Below are 17,439 nucleotides of genomic sequence, written 5' to 3' on the forward strand. Positions count from 1 at the left end.
AAGGACAACATCATGATATCGACAACAGATTTTTTTAAAGTGAGCATCATAGCGCTGACGCTGAGCACAGTGTTGACTGCCTGTCAGGCCGATCAAGCACAGCAGCAAGCAGCAACTTCTGCTTCTGCGCCTAAAGCTTTGAACATAAAAGCCAGTCATTACCATCAGGTGCAGGTTGCAGGGCAAGAGTACCAGGTTTTCACCGATGGTCAGGGCTTACAGATCAAGCTGGGCGAAACCCAACAAAGCAGCTACAGCGGCAGTTTTAACCGCCTGACTCTACAGCCACTTTCAGCCGACAGCCTGCTGCTGGCCGCTATGGACAGCAACGACAACAGCTTGTACTTGTGGCGTTTTTCGCCAAAAGAACAAAAGCCTTTAGTACTGATAAGACAGCAACTGATCAGCAGCAGAGTTGTGGAAGATTTGTGTTTTTATCAGAGCCACGAAAATCAGCAATTGAGCTTATTTTTACTGGGTGGCCGCGGTGGCGCAGACCAATTATTGCTGCAACAAAAGCAAGAGTGGCTGGCAGAGCCAGTGGTGATCCGTGAACTGAATGTACCTTATGACAGCAAAGCCTGCGTTGTGGATCAACAAACTGCAGCACTGTATATAGCGGAAGCAGACAGAGCTATCTGGTCTTATCAGGCAGAGCCTGAAGCAGATGAAGGCCGCAGCTTAGTTCAGGTTAATCAGCCATTTGGTCAGCTGCAAGGCGAAATTTTAGGCTTGCAGCTGCTGCCAGACAGCAGCCTGCTTGCATTAGAGGCAGAACCAGCCAGACTGCTGCATCTCAGCAGTACAGGTCAGGTGATCCATCACAGCTCAATACCAGCTTTCGCTGAAGCAACTGGTTTATCAGTTCGTGTACAAGGCAACAGCACAACAGCTTATATCAGCAATGAAGATGCAGATGCTGTGCAAAGCCTGAAACTGCAAGAAACAACAGCAGTTGCAACAACAAAACCAGCTATGGCGCAGGTGCAACCCATCTTGCAAACAGAAGCCGCCAGCCAGCGTGGTGATGTAATGGACGACCCTGCGGTATGGCATCATCCTACCCAACCAGAGCTGAGCCTGATCCTCGGCACTGACAAAAGAGCTGGCCTGGATGTTTACAGTATGCAGGGCAAACGGGTGCAACAACTGGCCGTCGGACGCTTAAATAACGTCGATGTGCGTTACAATTTAAACTGGCAAGGCAAACAACACGATATCGCCGTAGCCAGTTTACGTAACGACAACAGCCTGCAACTTTTTGCAATTGATCAAAAAGGGCTGTTGCATAATGCAGGTAAAGTGCCAACCTCCATGAAAGAAATTTATGGTCTGTGCATGTATAAGGATGCAAAAAGAGGCTCACATTACGTTTTTGTCAACGATAAGTCCGGCTTGATTGAACAATACCGTATCAACAGCGATGGTACACACTGGCAAGGTACTTTAGTGCGATCTCTGCAGGTGCCAAGTCAGCCTGAAGGCTGTGTTGCCGATGATAAGCGCGGCATTTTATTTGTTGGCGAAGAAGATGAAGCTGTATGGCGTTTTGCAGCAGGCGCAGAAGCCAGCAGCACAGGTGAAAAAATCATTTCAGTGGATGGCAAACGTCTGGTCGATGATATAGAAGGTATAGCACTGGCTGAACACAACGGAGCCAGTTATCTGGTGGTTTCCAGTCAGGGCAATGATAGCTATATCATTTACGATGCAGCCCCACCTTACACAGAACGTCTGAGATTCAGAGTGACAACGAATCCTCAATTGGGCATAGATGGAGCTTCTGAAACCGATGGTCTTGAAGTGACAACCCGATCTTTGGGTCCAGGCTTTGAACAAGGTGCTTTGATAGTGCAGGATGGCCGCAATCGTATGCCGGAGCAAGGTCAGAATATGAAACTGGTGCCCTGGAGTAGCCTGCTGCAAGAGTTGCAGAAGCAAGATCAAAGTAAGCAGAACCAAGGTAAATAATACCGAAACGAAATATTCCCTTTAAGGGTTAACATAAAATGCACTTAAGGCGGCTGGTTTAGCTCAAAAACCAGTCGCTTTTTTATTTTCTACAGCACCACTTTAAAGCCTCTTCACTATGTCCATGAGTCTGCTGAACTTGTTTTATCAGGAAAATATCGTTTACTTATTGCGCTTTTCGCAGAATCACGACATGCTTAAGTCAGGTAAATGCTCCAAGCAAGGATGTTGCGCATGACTATAGATCAATCTTCTATCCTGATCGTCGATGACGTCAGTTCAGTTCGTTATTTCTTAAATCAAAATTTGCGTATTATGGGCGCTGAAAAAGTGTCAGAAGCCAGTACAGGCCAACAAGCTTTGATGGCTATCAGCACAGATCATCATGATGTGATTTTTTTGGATATTGAATTACCGGACAGTAACGGTCATGAGCTGTTAGGCCGCATTAAAGCATTGGACCCCAAGTGCCATGTGGTCATTATGTCAGCACACAGCACTGTGGAAAATGTAAAACGCAGTGTTGAAGGAGGAGCCAGTGGTTTTATGGCAAAACCTTTTACCCCACAAAAAATTCAGGCAACGATGAATCGTATCTGCAACTTGCCCCAGGCCCAATCCGCTTAAGCGGATTTTGGCTTTAACGCCTGGCCACTGAATTCAATACCATCCCAACCGTGTTGCATAATGATTAAATGGATTTTGGCTTTAACGCCTGGCCACTGAATTCAATACCATCCCAGCCGTGTTGCATAATGACTAAATGGATTTTGGCTTTAACGCCTGGCCGCTGAATTCAATGCCATCCCAGCCGTGTTGCATAAATTGACGGATATTGGCGTGATCTGAGCCTGTAGGGCTGGATAACACGTCTTTGCGGTAATAATCACCAAACATCTGCAAAGCCTGAGGCTCTGACAAACGGTGCAACAAGGCAAAAGCTAAAATCTTACAAGAGCCATTATTCTCACCGGCAGCATTGTGTTTATCGCCGTTCTGAAACGCAGTTTCAGCAAAGTCATATAAGTTATCAATCAACTCTATACTTTGCTGAAAGCTAATGCTGTCTGGATCTGTCGTCAACTGACGGAAAAAATTTTCTAACATAATTGAACCCTGGTTAAAGTTTGTACAATCCTGGTCGATATAGTCGTTAAGCCCAAGTAAGAGGGGAGCCAAAATGCAAATCCTCAGCATCAAGCAACAACAGAACTCCAGCAGTCAGCAGTTATTGTATTCAGGTCGCACTGTGAGTCCAGAGCGAAATGACAGCTTAACTGTAACAAAGGATAACAGAAGTTTAACTCAGACTTCTCTGTTACCTTCGGCTAATGTGATTTCTTCTGAAAATATGCCAGCGTCAAAAGCCGCAGATGTGAAAGAAGCTAAGAGTGACGATGGTCTTTTTAACGCTGTGTATTCCATTGGCACCATCAAACGTTTACTGGAACAACTGACAGGCGAAGAGTTAAAAGGCTGGCTAGACCCGGCAGAATTAAACCAGGCTCTGAATGGCCCGGCCACCACAACAGAGCCAGACCAGCTTGAAAATCAAAATGCTTCAGGCGTCACCATTCGTGAGTGGTCCTATAGGTACGAAGCCGTCAGTGCTGATTTTTCAGGTTCAGTAGCGCTGAAGGATGGCAGCAGTTTTAGCTGGTCGATGCAATTTTCCATGAGCTATGAAGAATTCAGCTACAGCGAACGCACAGAACAGCCAATGAAAGATCCGCTGGTCATGAGTTTTAACGGCCGCCCTGTGGAACTGACAGGCCAAACTACAGCTTTTCATCTGACAGACAATGCCAGACATATTCAGCAACTTGCACAAGGCCAGTATTATCTGGTTAAAGACAGCAATGCCAATGGCGTGGTGGATTCAGGCAGCGAACTATTTGGCCCCACCACAGGCAAAGGTTTTGCCGAACTGGCAGCTTTTGACCAAGACGAAAACGGCCTGATCGATCAACAAGATCCTATCTGGCAAAGCTTATGGTTATGGCGCCCTGAAGAAAAAGGCTTGTACAGCTTAAAAGACATGGGCGTCACAGCACTGAGTGTCGATTCTGTCGCCACTCCTTTTACCTTAAGGCACAAAGACGAAATACAAGGCCGACTGGAGCGCAGCTCAATTTTTATCACTGAAGATAAAGAGGTGGGCTTATTGCAGCAGATTGATTTAAAGGTGTGAGGTACAGAGCTTTGCCTCAATGATTGACCTTAGATCTGCAACTATGTAGTGTATTTTCATAGCCTAAGCCTATGGAAAGTTATAAAAAAGTGGAATTTGAACTGCGAGAACGAAGCCAAAGTGCAGGTATAAAAGCGCTGAAAATCATCCTGCTGAATATCGCCCTGTGGACTGTAACCTTTATCGGCTACCACTACATCTCTGATGTTCTTAGTACAGGGAATAGCAATGCAGGGAAACTGGTTGCTGTGATTGTAATGGGGCCAGCTATAGCTTTGGTACTTTCAATACAAGTGGGGATCAGGCCACAACGCGTTTTTGCTGCCAGTGAGCAAGGCATTCAATTTGGTGACCCGGTATCAGGTATGAAGCGTTATTGCTGGAATGAGATCAGCTGTTTTGAGTTATCCCCTAACGCCAAATTATTAAAACTAAGTTTAGAAAACATCGATAAAACAGAGATTATTCCGCTGAAAGGTTATGGCATCAATCAACAACAATACAACAAGCTACTTCAATGGTCTGCTGCTGGTTTAGTGAAATAACACTATTGGCCCGATCTTTTCCAGATGCTTCTGTTCAATCTGAAGCCGGAGTTTGCAACGGTAAGGTGATATAAAAAGTACTGCCCTGCCCCTCCACACTGTCAAAACCTATAGTGCCGTTCATCCTCTCCATCAGTTCTTTGCAGATACTGAGTCCCAAACCTGTGCCGCCACGCTGGCGGGAATCCGAGCCGTCGGCCTGAGCAAACTTCTGGAAAATCCGCGAGCGAAATTCCTGCGAAATGCCTGGGCCCTGATCACAAACCTTGATCATTACGTCATGATCCCTGAGGCAAGCACTCAATTGCACCACAGTACCTGGAGCTGAAAACTTCACAGCGTTGCTGATTAAGTTACTCAGCACTTGCTGCAGGCGCTGGTGGTTTACACTTACCAGCACACTTGCAGGCAGTTCGTGCAAGTCAAGGCTGAGACGTACAGAAAAATTGTCGGCATAACCCTGATTTTGGGCCAGTGCCTGCTCTAGAAGTTCGCGTAAATCGGTAAGGCTAAGAGGCAAGCTGGCTTCGCCCAATTCAAGTTTCTCGATATCCAGAATGTCATTCACCAGCAGTACCAGCCGTTCGGTGTTTTTCTGTGCAAGGCGCAGCATGGTGCCGGCTGTTTCAGGAATAGATCCGAGCACACCAGCATTTACCAGTTCAAGGGAGCCCTTAATGGAGGTCAGCGGGGTTCTGAGCTCATGGCTGACTGTAGCAACAAATTCGCTTTTCAGCCGCTCTACCTTTTTCCGTTCACTGATGTCATGCAACAGGCAGATAAACCAGATGTGCCCAGGCAAGGCATAACTGCTCAGGCTGATTTCCAGTTCCAGCAGTTTTTTTTCCGCAGTCACACCTGCAGCCTCGATAGAACGTCCTTGCCGGTTCTGCAAAAAGAGTGGACTGGCCTGATGAAATTCGGGCAACAAAGTGCCTATATGTAGCCGCTGGAATTGTTTGTAGCCAAACAGCTCCTGTGCGGCGGCATTGGCGCGTTCAATGGTGCCTGAAGAGTCGAAGATCAGTATAGCTTCAGCGGCATTATCCAGGATCCCGCTCAGTTCCAGAGTCCGTTGCCGGACCAGTCGCCTGACTTGTTCGGCCCTTCCAGTCACAGACAACAGAAAACCACCAAGCAGACTACACAACAACAAACCTCCGGCCAGAATGGCCCAGGGTTGCAAACTGCTCTGGGTCCTGAGGAACTGCTCGCTGGGTAATACTTCCATACTGAACCGGCGACCGGCAATATCAAAGTCTTGCTGCCATACCAGTGGTGCTGCATAGGCTGGAAGTGCGGTTGTCAGCTTGCTGAAAACAGCCTGTGCATGGCCGTCTGTAATGTCGTCGACCTTTAATTGGAAACTGTCTGCCGGATAGTCACTCAGGGAAGACTCAATCACATCAGCTATATGCAGAGCAGCCACCACATAACCTCGCAGTGAGCTGCGGCGTTCGCTGACAGAAGTTGGCGGTTGTGCCTTTGTATAAACGGGATAAAACAGCAGCATGCCAGTCTTTCGTCTCTGATCCTGAATCAGCTCCAGCGGAGCTGTCAGTTGTGCAGTAGCACTGTCGGCTGCGAGATGCATAGCGCTTCGACGTAAAGGATCTGAACCCACATCGTAGCCTATTGCATTGAGATTTTTTTCCAGAGGCTCTATAAAAGTGATAGGAAAATAGTCTGTTCTGTTCGCTGCAGGCACCAGTAGATCATTGTCATTAAGTTCGCTGATCACCACGCCAAGGGGACTGCTGGTCTGGATCCCGGCTTCAAAAGACTGACGTTGCTCTGAAGTCACTCTGGCGTTCCAGCTCAGAGCACGGATCCCTGGATGATTTTTCGCCATGGCGTCAACAAAGATGGCAAACTCTTGCTGACTAACCTCGTCTGATGCAGCAAAAAACCGTTCTATTGGCGCAACCGAGCTGCCATACAAGGCAATGCGTGATTTGACGCTCTGTGCCATTAATTTGGATTGCTCATGAAAGCGCTGTTGTAGCCTGTTTTGCTCTCCTTCACTGGTACGGAAAAACAGCAACATCATCAGCGCACAACTGAACACTAATGGCAGGCCTACAGTGGCGGCCCTGCTACGCCATATTTCACGCGGTTTGGCAAAGACAATAAAGACCAACGGTGTAGCAATCATAACCCCTATGCTGTCGCCTATCCACCAACTCCACCAGCTGAATATGGTTTGGGCAGGGGTAATGATCTGATGAAAGTACAACACCCAGGTTCCTATGCTTGCACTGATCAGGCAAGTCAGTGGTCCGCCGATAAGAAGCAGCTGCATAATGCTGCGGTCTTCCGTTAAAGGATTAGGGAAGCTAAGCCTTTGACGGATCAACCATGAAGCACAGAGACACTGGATTGTGGTGCCCAAAGCTATACCGCAGGCGACAGGCAGGTGTTGCCAGCTTAATTGTTCGAAACTGCTGGCAGCTATGCTCAGGTTAAGCAAGGTAGAGCCAAGAAAAACCCCGGGCAACATAGGGTAACCCCAGATCAACACAGCGGCCAGAGCAATCCCCACCGGAGGAAAAATAGCGCTGATAAAGCCCGGAGGTACCGCCAGCAGCATTGCCAGTTGACCGCTGAGCAGGTAAGCAAAAGACAGCAAAGCGATTTTTCCGGTAAAGGAAAGCACATGCATAATGGGGGTTGGTATGGTCAGGTTCAGTACTGTCATCTGCTACCGCATTTCGCTGAAAAGGTAAGCCCGGCATTGCCCAACCAAGTGAAGGCATACACAGCTTTAATTTGACTAAAACAACGTTTTTCCGCCTTGTGATTATTTGATTCAGCGTAGCGGTTTGCACCAACAATTATTGACTGTTTGTCAGTGACTTATATTCAATTCAAAGATCTCAATCCTAAGATAGCTCAAGCCACAAACTTCAGCCAATAAATCCAGTGTGCTGAAGACAGATTGAGTTATTTTTGGCTGCCGTTTCAGATAAAAACAGGGCAAGACTTTGGATCTTACCCTGTTTTCATTGAGCCACCACTTAGCGGCAATTTAACTACTGCGGACAAGCCCCCACTTGCCAATAACCTGCACTGGTGGAAGATAAAACACTGACCCCCCAGGTCGAACCTGCCAGTGCTGTATTGCTGCCGGTCGCGAAATAATTTGGCGTATAAGGATTACCGGAACTATAGGCCCGGCCTGCCAGTTTGTGGCTGTAGTTATTGGTACTGAACTGCACACAATCTGCTGGTGGTGGTGTTGGATCGCCACCATCCTCTCCTCCACCTGCGCTGCTGCAACTTTGAGTGGGGCCAAAACAACTGGCGTCATTATCCTGCCAACGGCATTGGTTGCCTGTAACCAGCTGTTCACGCAGTATAAAACTGGCGGTGCTGTATTCCAGATAACAGTTGGCATAGTTGGTGTAATTTAACCGGCCCGCAGCAATGTGCTGATCCAGAGTCGCGTTTTGCCCCGCATCTATGCTGAAGTTAACTAATTCCGAACTTAGCAAGCCTCCGGCATCCAGTGCTGTGACTAAAGCCGTATTGTTACCTCCAGCCAGAGCACAACGCTGTGCACTAAATAAATCGCCGTTCAAAGTGGCAGCTACAGTGCCGGTACTGAATTCAACGCTGACCGAAGCCAAATCGCGATTTAAATCAAACACCCTTCCTGTAACTGTCGCACATTGGCCCTCAACACTCACAGCAAGTTCACTCAGCTCTGGCGCAGTGGCAGGAGGTGGTGGACCAAGCAGAACCGAAGTGCTGTAGGGGTTACTCGCCAGCCCTTCACTGTCAGTGGCTGTCACTGTCACTTGATACCAGTCATTGGCTAAAACCGGGCTGGTCAGGCTGAAGTTGCCTGTAGTGTTGGGCGTTGCGCTGACACTCACCGTCTGGTTCATGCTGTTATTAAAACTGGCGTTGACACTGATGGGATCTGCGTCGGCATCTGTTGCTTTCCCACTGACACTGATTTGATTCGAGCCCTGACTGACACTGATCTGGGTCAGCTCCGGCGCGCTGTTACGGTTTACCCTTTGGTTATTGTCGCGGAAATACTGCCCTAAATAACTGGCGTAGTTAATACCGTTGCCATTGATATAAGAGCCGCTGGCGCCCTGACCACCAGACCAGGCGTGATCCACACTATTGAGCCATAACATAGACACCCGGCCGTTTTGCCACAGTGTTTCATCTGCAGTCCGGCCCGTGCCGTTGCTGATCAGATTTTCGCCATTGATTCGGCTTACATTGTATAAATCAGCCATGCCTGTGGCATTTTGCTCGTTGTAGCAAAGGTTCACTGTAGTGTCGTTACGGCCATGGGCAATAGAGGCAATCTGGCTGCTGAAATGACTGGCATAACTGCCTGCATATTGGTTACAACGTGTCGCAACATCCGCGGTTTCACAAGGCCCAAGAGCACCGTTAGAACTGGTGCCTATGCTTGGGCCTGCACTAACGCCAACACCTGCAAAAATATCAGGTGCAATACAAGCTGTGGTATGGGCAAAAGAGGCTCCAGAGGATAAACCGGCAATATAGACCTGGTTCGGATCGATCTGATAACCTGGGTTGGCCATTAAGGCAGTGGCCAGATTGACCAGGTTTTTATAGTCGCCGCTACTGCGGTTTCTGGTACCCTGCCAGTAGGACCAGCAGCCAAAACCCGCTTTATTCATTGCATCAGGTACTGCGATCACTAAACCATATTGCTCAGCCGCTTGCGCCAGATTGGCGGTTAAATAAGCATCAACCGACTGAGTACAACCATGCAATACCACCAGTAAGCCCCGGCCCTGACCAATAGAAGATACTGAATCCGGGGTATATAAATGTACTTTGTTAAAGCCGCCAACTGCCTGATTTTGTTGCCAGCTACCGGCCAAAGCAGGTGAAGAGAAGAGGCCCAGCGCTAACAGAGCCGCCAGAGGGTAAGAATATTTTTGCACTTTGTCTGTTCCTTATCTTTATTGTTTTGATGAACACCGAAGCAACGCAGCCCTTCCCTGTTTGTTCGTTAGCAACTACAGCAGCAGGCTTTGGCGTGAAAAAAACTATAGATGGAACAGCTAAAAAGCGCGGTAGTACTTTAGTGCTGTGAGCAATGAGCACAAAGGTCAAGGGCGCATTGCTGCGCCCTTGTTGAACAACTATTTTATGATGACTGCTGAGATCACGGGGGCCCAAACATCTGTGCAGAACGTTTTGCCATTTCTTCTTCAGATACATCTTCTACGTGAGTAGAAATCATCCACAGATGACCAAAAGGGTCTTGCAGACAACCACTGCGATCGCCCCAGAACTGATCCGACACCGGCATGGTTAACGCAGCACCAGCAGCTACAGCCCGTTCAACAAAGGCATCGACATCGGGCACATAAAGCATCAAAGTCACAGGGCTGTTGCCCAGCATATCGGGACTTTTAGTACCCCATTGATCATTTTGTTCGCTGAACATAAATGTGGCACTGCCGATACGCATTTCAGCATGCATCACAGCTCCGGATGGCATATTCATCCGCATTATGGTTTCGGCACCAAAAGCCTTTTGATAAAACTCAAATGCCGCAGCCGCATTTTTAATCACCAGATAAGGCAATACTGCAGCGTAACCCGCTGGAATAGCCTGAACATCGGACATAAGTTTCTCCTTTTGATCATACACAGGACCTTTAAAACGCTATCAGTATAGTCAGAGAGCAACAGGCTGCATCAAATCAGGCTAACTGCTGTTTGAGTACATCGACCACGGATTGAAACTCTGTCTTGTTTTTTTCATTCAACGCAATCAGTGCTTCGTGTGCATGCAGGATCATCAGGCCTTTTTGCTGATCGCTGTAGGGCTGGGCCTGAACGCTGGTCATATCAACAGCTTGATTTGTAGGCTGCTGCACAATATCAAAAGCCTGATCCAGACAGAGGCTAAACAGCAATTCGTTGACCGCAGGCACAGTGCAAAACAAAGTGGGTTTGGGTAAATCTTGCTGCTGACAATAACGCGCCAGACTGGCCAGTAAACCTATATAGGTGCTGTCCATAAAGCTGGCTTCGTTTAAATCCACCACCACTTGTTTACACTGCAGTTTTGCAGAAAACAACCGTTCAACCAAATCGTCCATGCCGGTGGCATTGGTGTAACGCAGCTCACCACATAATTTAAAATAACAGCAGTGTTCAACGCAGGCGAACAGAATTTGATCTTGTGGTGTCGTCATAGTTTTACTCTTTATTTGCGTGAGTGACGGGTTAACTTCAGTATAGTTAAATCGTCTGGTAAAGGCTGGGTTGGATCTATGGCTAAAGCCTTAAGCAAAGCGGCAATGTCGTTTTGTTCTGCACTGACCTGCAATAAATACTGCAGTTTCTGCTCTGTGTTTTGTTGTGGCAATACATCTAACACACCGTCGGACCACAACACTAAGCTGCTGTTTTCCTGTATCAACAAGCGGTGATTCGTGTAATGAGCAAAATCAAACATACCCACTGGAGTACTTTTTAATTCCAGATAGCTGCCATGCTGCTGTTGCACGAGCAAAGGCCAGGGAAAAGCCCCTGCATTGGCATAGGTTATTTCTGCAGTCCGGGTGTCCAGCACCGCATAAAATAAGGCTATGTATTTGCCGATTTTTTCTTTCAGCAGCTCTTTGTTTAATTCAGCCAAAACAGCAGCAGGGTCAATAATATGGTCGCAGGTGCCACGCTGATAACGTTCCAGTTTAGCGCTGATAAAACGCTTCAGATACACAGTCACAAAGGCAGATGCCACGCCGTGGCCTGACACATCAGCAATATAAAACGCCACCTTATGCTCATCGACCGCAAAATAATCGACAAAATCACCACTCATAAATTCAGATGGATACAAGGCATGGCAAAACTGATACTCAGCACAATGGAAACTTGGCGGTGGTAACATTTTAAACTGCACCTGCTTGCCGGCTTTTTCACCCGCTTCCAGTTCCGCCAATGAATGCTGTAACTGCTGATTACTGCTCTGCAATTGCTCTGTTCTGGCCTGAACTTGCTGCTCAAGGCTGGCGTTCAGCTGCGCCAACTGCTCAATCGCCATATAGGCTCTTAACGCAGACACCACACTGGTCGTCAGGCGCTGCACTGTCAGTTCAGTTTTAGAGCGGTAATCATTGATATCATAATCCAGCACTATACGATGCTCAGGCGCCTGACCCGGCTGACCTGTACGTAAAATAATACGCACCAGCTGGTTTTGTAGCTGGTCACGAATGTAGCGTACCAGTACAAGGCCGGCATCGTCAGTTTCCATCACGACATCCAGCAGTATCAGCGCTATATTGCTGTTCCTTTCCAGAATATCCCTGGCTTCGGCGGCACTGTAAGCACTGATAAACTGCAGTTTATGCTGTAAAAAAGTAAAATCACGCAGCGCTAATAAGGTGATCTGATGTATTTCTGGCTCATCATCGACAATAAGTACTGTCCAGCAGGGTTGCTGATCGTCATCCGCTTCAGCATCAACGGCAAACAACAGTTCATCGTCATCAGAGCCTTGAGTTGGCTGGGCATTAAAGTGTTGTTCCATACAGCTTTCCTTCACATTAATGTCTGTTCGCACGAGTTGAAGAAGTGCAGAGGCATAGCTTAACTATAGCCGCCTGTAATTAACCTGCAGTCCGGGTTTTGTTATCCAGCTCAGAAAACCCTTTTCTTTCAGTGCCGGATCCGGCCAGCTTTTTTTCCTCCGCCAAGTTACACTCTGTTTAGTTTCTGCTGATGAGTCTTCGCCATGCTGGATCCCCTGGTCTGTCAACAAGCCCGTTTATCGCGTGACAGTCGTTTTGATGGCCTGTTTTTTATTGCGGTAAAAAGTACTGGTATTTATTGCCGCACTATTTGCCCGGCAAAGTCTCCGGCTGAACATCAGGTGAGTTATTTTTCCTGTGCAGCAGCGGCCGCGGCTGCGGGTTACCGACCTTGTTTACGTTGCAGACCCGACAGTGCGCCACAGTCGCCCGCCTGGTTGGGCGTGGAAACCAGTGTCCGGCGGGCTTTAAAACTGATAGCAGAAGGAGCTTTGGTCCATGGCGATCAGGCCGCTTTAGCCTCGCGCCTTGGCATCAGCGAACGTTATTTACGTAAGCTGTTTCAGCAACATTTAGGGGTTGCGCCCAAACAATATGCTTTGTATCAACAAGTGCTTTTGGCTAAGCAGCTGCTGCATCAAAGCCAATTGCCCGTGCATCAGATCGCCGCTTTATCTGGTTTTCACAGTATCCGGCGTTTTAACGATGCCTTTAAGCAGCAGTTGCTGCTAAACCCAAGCCAAATTCGCCGTAAAAAAATGACAGGACACTCTTCAGTGATTGAATTACAACTTAGTTACAGGCCGCCTTTAAACTGGCAAGCTCAGCTGGATTTCTGGCGTCAGCGTACTTTGGATGGCATGGAGTGGGTGAAAGGTGATGCTTATGGCAGAACTTTTAGCTGGCCAACAGCAGAAGGACTGGTGCATGGCTGGTTTGAGTTAAGTCCGGTCAAAGAAGGTGTGATGCAGTTAAAACTGCATTGGCCCAGCCAGCAGGAGCTGACCTCTGTGCTGCAACGTATTCGCCAACTGGCCGATTTAGATGCCAATATGCCACAGATAGAACAGCAGCTTGCACCTGTGTTTGGCGACTTTCTGGAACCAGGCTTACGGCTGCCGGGTTTATGGAGTCCTTTTGAAGCCGCAGTACGGGCTATTTTAGGTCAGCAAGTCAGTGTGCAGGGAGCCCGAACTCAACTGAACCGTTTACTGGCAGAATTAGCAGAACCATTGGCTGATGATCCAGAGAAAAAGCTATTCCCTACCCCAGAAACTATCAGTCAAAACGAGCTTTTAATGCTTAAAGTGCCACAAGCCAGACGCGATACCTTAAAACAACTGGCCGCTACCGTAATTGCAGAACCACAAAGTACACCGGATGACTGGTTAAAACTTAAAGGCATAGGGCCATGGACTGTGGCCTACAGCAAAATGCGTGGCCTTGCCGATCCGGATATTTGGTTAGGGGGTGATTTAGGCGTGCAAAAAGCCTTAAAACGCCATGGGGATATCACACCAGAGCAACTGGCTCCCTGGCGCAGTTATGCCACCTTTCAACTGTGGTTTAGCTTATCCCGCCCTGCAATAACGGAGGACATCAAATGAAACAACTGCAATTTTCAACACCTTTAGGAGCCTTGGTTGTCACTGCAAATGCCAAGGGGATTGAGTCAATTTTGTTTCGCGACGCTGCAGAGGCTTCGGATCACAGCAACGATATGTTACTGCAGGACTGCAAAGCCCAGTTTGATGCGTATTTCAAAGGAAGCCTGCAGCAATTTGATTTGCCCTTAGCCGCCATTGGCACGGATTTCCAGCAAGCGGTCTGGCAGCAGTTGAGCAAAATTCCTTTTGCACAGCTGCGTAGCTACAGCGATATTGCCCATGCACTGAATAACCCAAAAGCAGTGCGGGCCGTAGGTGCAGCCAATGGCCGTAACCCACTGACCATCATTGTGCCCTGCCACAGAGTGATAGGAGCCAATGGCACCTTAACAGGCTATGCCGGCGGCTTAGAGCGCAAAGACTGGCTGCTGAAACATGAACAAAACGCAGCGCAGGCCTTGGGCTTGTTTCAGCTGGAAGCCAGCATAGCTCCGTAGGGGCGACCTTTATGGTCGCCCGCATCAATCAATCCCCGCAGCGACGGGGAAGGTTCAAATTTTTCGAACATTTAAAGCAAAACTATCCGCTATTGCTTCGATTAAAGAGCTGTTTTAATAGACCTATCAACAGCTACTAACCAGGTAAAGTAATTATGACAGCCCGTACTTTAAAACAACTGATCCCTGCCATGCTGGCGTCTGACGGCGCTGGCGTAAAAATTAAACGTAGTCTGGGCCAAAGCCAGGCTGTGCGACTGGACCCGTTTTTAATGCTGGACGCTTTTGGCTCAGACAAAGCCGACGACTACATCGCAGGTTTCCCGGCTCATCCACACCGTGGTTTTGAAACCGTTACTTATATGCTCGATGGTCATATGCTGCACGAAGATCATTTGGGCAACAAAGGCCATTTAACCAGTGGTGGTGTGCAGTGGATGACCGCAGGCCGTGGCATTATCCACTCAGAAATGCCACAACAAGAGTCTGGCCTGATGCGTGGTTTTCAGCTGTGGATCAATTTGCCAGCCGCAGAAAAAATGAAAGAAGCGGCTTATGTTGATATTCCGGCTGTGGATATTCCGCTGATAAATTTAACGCCGCAAAGTTTTGTCAAAGTGATAGCAGGCGAAACAGAGCTGAATGGCAACATTGTTCGTGGTCCTATTTTTGGCTTATCCACCGAACCTTTGTATCTGGACGTACAGTTAGAAGCAGGCCAAAGTCTGACTTTACCTGTCACAGTGGGCCACAACGCTTATCTCTATCCTTTTGAAGGCGAGGTTTTTGTGGAAGGCTTAAAGGTAGCCAATCATCACGGCGCAGTATTAACAGATGGTGACACAGTCACAGTCTCGGCACAGGGCAAAGCTCGTTTTATCCTGTTAGCAGCTAAACCCATAGGCGAGACTGTGGTGCAATACGGTCCTTTTGTGATGAATAAGCCAGAGGAAATTGAGCAGGCTATCCGTGATTATCAGGCCGGAACTCTGACCAATAACCAACAGGCCAAAACCATAGCTATTCATAAATCAACCTGAGATCTCTTACCCTAAGTAATTGATGTTGCAGCGAGGCGACAAGCAAGTCAGACCCCAGGAGCATAGCAGCGCTATGTGACTGGGGCTGTGAAGCGCAGACAACAAAGCTGCAGCTTCAAGTACGACGGGTGTAATTAATGAAGGGCAGATGCTATCATCTGCCCTTTCTAATTCTGAGGATCGGCAGATGCAACTTGTGGGTATTATCGGCGCTATGGAGCCGGAAATTGCAATTTTAAAAGCTCAATTAAGCGATATGACCATGGTCAAACTGGCAGATTATGAGTTTTATCAGGGCCGTCTGGCCGATACTCAAGTGGTATTAGTGCAGTCAGGCATAGGTAAAGTAGCTTCTGCAGTCGCCACCACATTAATGATTAGCCAATTTAAACCGGATTGTGTGATCAATACAGGCTCGGCAGGTGGTTTTGATCCTGAATTAAATGTAGGTGATGTGGTGATTTCGTCTGAAGTTCGGCATCACGATGTAGATGTCACAGCTTTTGGTTATGAAATTGGTCAGGTGCCACGTATGCCAGCAGCTTTTACCGCCCATCCGGCCTTAATCAGCGCGGCAGAACAAAGCATTACTACCTTAGGTTTTTGCAAAACGAAAAAAGGCTTAATCACCACAGGTGATGTCTTTATGTGTCAACCTGAGCGTATTGCTCAAGCCCGTGCTGACTTTCCGACGATGTTAGCTGTGGAAATGGAAGGCGCTGCCATAGCTCAGGCTTGTTATCAGCTCAATACTCCATTTGTGGTGATCCGCAGTTTAAGTGATATAGCAGGTAAAGAGTCGCCTACGTCTTTTGAAGCTTATTTAGAAATTGCGTCCAAAAACAGTTCAGCCATGGTGCTGGAACTGCTGAAAAACCTTAAAACAGTTCAGTTAAGCTAAATGCCTTACTGGCTGGACGATCTCTCGGCTTATCCACTGGTACTGCTAAGCATTTGGTTACTTGGCAGTCTGGTTCTTTTGCCACAGGATTATCAGCCTTTAACTTTTTTCCGCATTTTTGCTAAACAATTGGCCGCTAAAGTTCATCCGGATCCAAACAGAGCCAGCAGTCAGCAGTTGATTTCTGGCAGTTTAGCTTTGGCTGTGGTGATGTTACCCACCTTAGCTTTACTGGCCCCTTTGTACTGGTTATCGGACTGGCCTTTGGTGCTGGATGGTCTGCTGCTGTATTTTTGTCTGGATTTTGTTTATTACCGCAAACAAAGTCACAAAGTAGCTTTGGCTGTCAGTCAGCAACAAAACAGCAGAGCCAAAGATTTATTACAACCTTTGGTGTTACGCCAAACCCAAAATTTAAGCAGCACAGGTTTATGCAAAGCGACTATCGAAATGTTATGGCTTCGTACCGCCAAGCAATGGATAGGGGTCAGTTTCTGGTTTTTAATTGGCGGCGGTTTAGCTGCGGTGGCGTATCGTTTGCTGCTGCTATGTAATCAACAATGGAATGATAAACACAGCAATTTCCGCTATTTTGGCCGCCCTGCCTCTTTGTTAACCCAGTGGGCCAGTTTCCCTGCCAGCCTGATCACAGCGCTGTTGCTGGCTTTGCTGACGGATATCACAGGCGCTGTGCGGCAATGGCGTCAGGCAGCGAAGCTGAAACTATGTTTGCCACATCTGCTTATTCTGGGGGCTTTGGCTTCTGCCTTGCGGGTGAATCTGGCTGGCCCTGTAGTCTATCAGCAACAGAAAAATCAGCGCCAACGGCTTGGACCGGCCCCCTTACCTCAAGTGAATGATATGCTTGGGTCACTGAAATTAAACCGGCAATTCCAGCTTTATTCCGCCTTTCTTGTGTTTATTTTCAGCTTGTTACAAAGCCTGTGGCTGATCTATTAACAGGCTTTCTGTTTTTGTAAATTTCTTTGGAACTATGCTGGACTTTGTAACGCCATTCGCTGTATTTTCTTAGGCTTCTTGCACCAGATTGACGCTTATATACCTAATAACAATAATAACCCGACCTTCAGAGGATTAGTTTTGCCTGTTTTAGCCTTATTGCGCTATGTTTGCGGC

The 17,439-nt window shown here is 47.7% G+C and carries 15 protein-coding genes; 9 read left to right on the forward strand and 6 right to left on the reverse strand.

Going from position 1 to position 17,439, the window contains the following annotated elements; genetic code table 11:
• Positions 1-12 precede the first annotated feature (12 nt).
• Both RHEIN_RS17470 and RHEIN_RS17475 read left to right on the forward strand, forming a co-directional pair.
• Positions 13-1,971 carry a phytase gene (locus RHEIN_RS17470; protein ID WP_008900308.1) on the forward strand — a complete coding sequence of 653 codons (1,959 nt, stop codon included), beginning with the start codon at positions 13-15 and terminating at the stop codon, positions 1,969-1,971.
• A 234-nt stretch (positions 1,972-2,205) separates the two neighbouring features.
• Positions 2,206-2,598 carry a response regulator gene (locus tag RHEIN_RS17475; RefSeq protein ID WP_008900309.1) on the forward strand — a complete coding sequence of 131 codons (393 nt, stop codon included), beginning with the start codon at positions 2,206-2,208 and terminating at the stop codon, positions 2,596-2,598.
• A 132-nt stretch (positions 2,599-2,730) separates the two neighbouring features.
• Here the strand turns inward: RHEIN_RS17475 and RHEIN_RS17480 are convergent, their stop codons facing one another.
• Entirely contained in the window at positions 2,731-3,078 is a 348-nt protein-coding gene (locus tag RHEIN_RS17480) for a HopJ type III effector protein (protein WP_008900310.1), read from the reverse strand.
• A 73-nt stretch (positions 3,079-3,151) separates the two neighbouring features.
• On the opposite strand from RHEIN_RS17480, the gene RHEIN_RS20545 reads away from it, so the two are divergent.
• Both RHEIN_RS20545 and RHEIN_RS17490 read left to right on the forward strand, forming a co-directional pair.
• Positions 3,152-4,162, forward strand: a complete 1,011-nt coding sequence (locus RHEIN_RS20545) for a hypothetical protein (RefSeq protein ID WP_008900311.1) — start codon at positions 3,152-3,154, stop codon at positions 4,160-4,162.
• Between the two features lie 71 nt (positions 4,163-4,233).
• Positions 4,234-4,707 carry a hypothetical protein gene (locus RHEIN_RS17490; protein ID WP_008900312.1) on the forward strand — a complete coding sequence of 158 codons (474 nt, stop codon included), beginning with the start codon at positions 4,234-4,236 and terminating at the stop codon, positions 4,705-4,707.
• 34 nt (positions 4,708-4,741) lie between these two features.
• Here RHEIN_RS17490 and RHEIN_RS20550 read toward each other — a convergent pair whose 3' ends face one another.
• The 5 genes from RHEIN_RS20550 to RHEIN_RS17515 form a co-directional block, all read right to left on the reverse strand.
• Positions 4,742-7,405 carry a CHASE domain-containing protein gene (locus RHEIN_RS20550; protein ID WP_008900313.1) on the reverse strand — a complete coding sequence of 888 codons (2,664 nt, stop codon included), beginning with the start codon at positions 7,403-7,405 and terminating at the stop codon, positions 4,742-4,744.
• A 334-nt stretch (positions 7,406-7,739) separates the two neighbouring features.
• Positions 7,740-9,647: an extracellular catalytic domain type 1 short-chain-length polyhydroxyalkanoate depolymerase gene (locus RHEIN_RS17500; RefSeq protein WP_008900314.1), complete on the reverse strand. Its 1,908-nt coding sequence runs from the start codon at positions 9,645-9,647 to the stop codon at positions 7,740-7,742.
• Positions 9,648-9,871: 224 nt separating this feature from the next.
• Entirely contained in the window at positions 9,872-10,339 is a 468-nt protein-coding gene (locus RHEIN_RS17505; RefSeq protein ID WP_008900315.1) for a VOC family protein, read from the reverse strand.
• Positions 10,340-10,415: 76 nt separating this feature from the next.
• On the reverse strand, positions 10,416-10,913 hold the full coding sequence (locus RHEIN_RS17510; RefSeq protein WP_008900316.1) for an STAS domain-containing protein: 498 nt from the start codon (positions 10,911-10,913) through the stop codon (positions 10,416-10,418).
• Positions 10,914-10,924: 11 nt separating this feature from the next.
• Positions 10,925-12,256, reverse strand: coding sequence for a PP2C family protein-serine/threonine phosphatase (locus RHEIN_RS17515; RefSeq protein ID WP_008900317.1), 1,332 nt, complete (start codon positions 12,254-12,256; stop codon positions 10,925-10,927).
• A gap of 204 nt (positions 12,257-12,460) precedes the next feature.
• On the opposite strand from RHEIN_RS17515, the gene RHEIN_RS17520 reads away from it, so the two are divergent.
• The 5 genes from RHEIN_RS17520 (at position 12,461) to RHEIN_RS17540 (ending at position 17,262) form a co-directional block, all read left to right on the forward strand.
• Positions 12,461-13,864, forward strand: a complete 1,404-nt coding sequence (locus RHEIN_RS17520) for an AlkA N-terminal domain-containing protein (protein ID WP_008900318.1) — start codon at positions 12,461-12,463, stop codon at positions 13,862-13,864.
• Complete coding sequence (locus tag RHEIN_RS17525) at positions 13,861-14,361, forward strand: methylated-DNA--[protein]-cysteine S-methyltransferase (protein WP_008900319.1); 501 nt, start codon at positions 13,861-13,863, stop codon at positions 14,359-14,361. Before RHEIN_RS17520 ends, RHEIN_RS17525 begins: the two co-directional genes overlap by 4 nt.
• Positions 14,362-14,516: 155 nt before the next feature.
• Positions 14,517-15,401 (forward strand): pirin family protein, encoded by an 885-nt coding sequence (locus RHEIN_RS17530; RefSeq protein WP_008900320.1) that lies wholly within the window; start codon positions 14,517-14,519, stop codon positions 15,399-15,401.
• A 187-nt stretch (positions 15,402-15,588) separates the two neighbouring features.
• Positions 15,589-16,302, forward strand: a complete 714-nt coding sequence (mtnN, locus tag RHEIN_RS17535) for a 5'-methylthioadenosine/S-adenosylhomocysteine nucleosidase (protein ID WP_008900321.1) — start codon at positions 15,589-15,591, stop codon at positions 16,300-16,302.
• Complete coding sequence (locus tag RHEIN_RS17540; RefSeq protein ID WP_008900322.1) at positions 16,303-17,262, forward strand: cobalamin biosynthesis protein CobD/CbiB; 960 nt, start codon at positions 16,303-16,305, stop codon at positions 17,260-17,262.
• The last annotated feature ends 177 nt before the right edge of the window (positions 17,263-17,439 follow it).

The sequence above is a fragment of the Rheinheimera sp. A13L genome (assembly GCF_000217935.1).
In the GTDB taxonomy this organism is placed as follows: Bacteria; Pseudomonadota; Gammaproteobacteria; order Enterobacterales; family Alteromonadaceae; genus Pararheinheimera.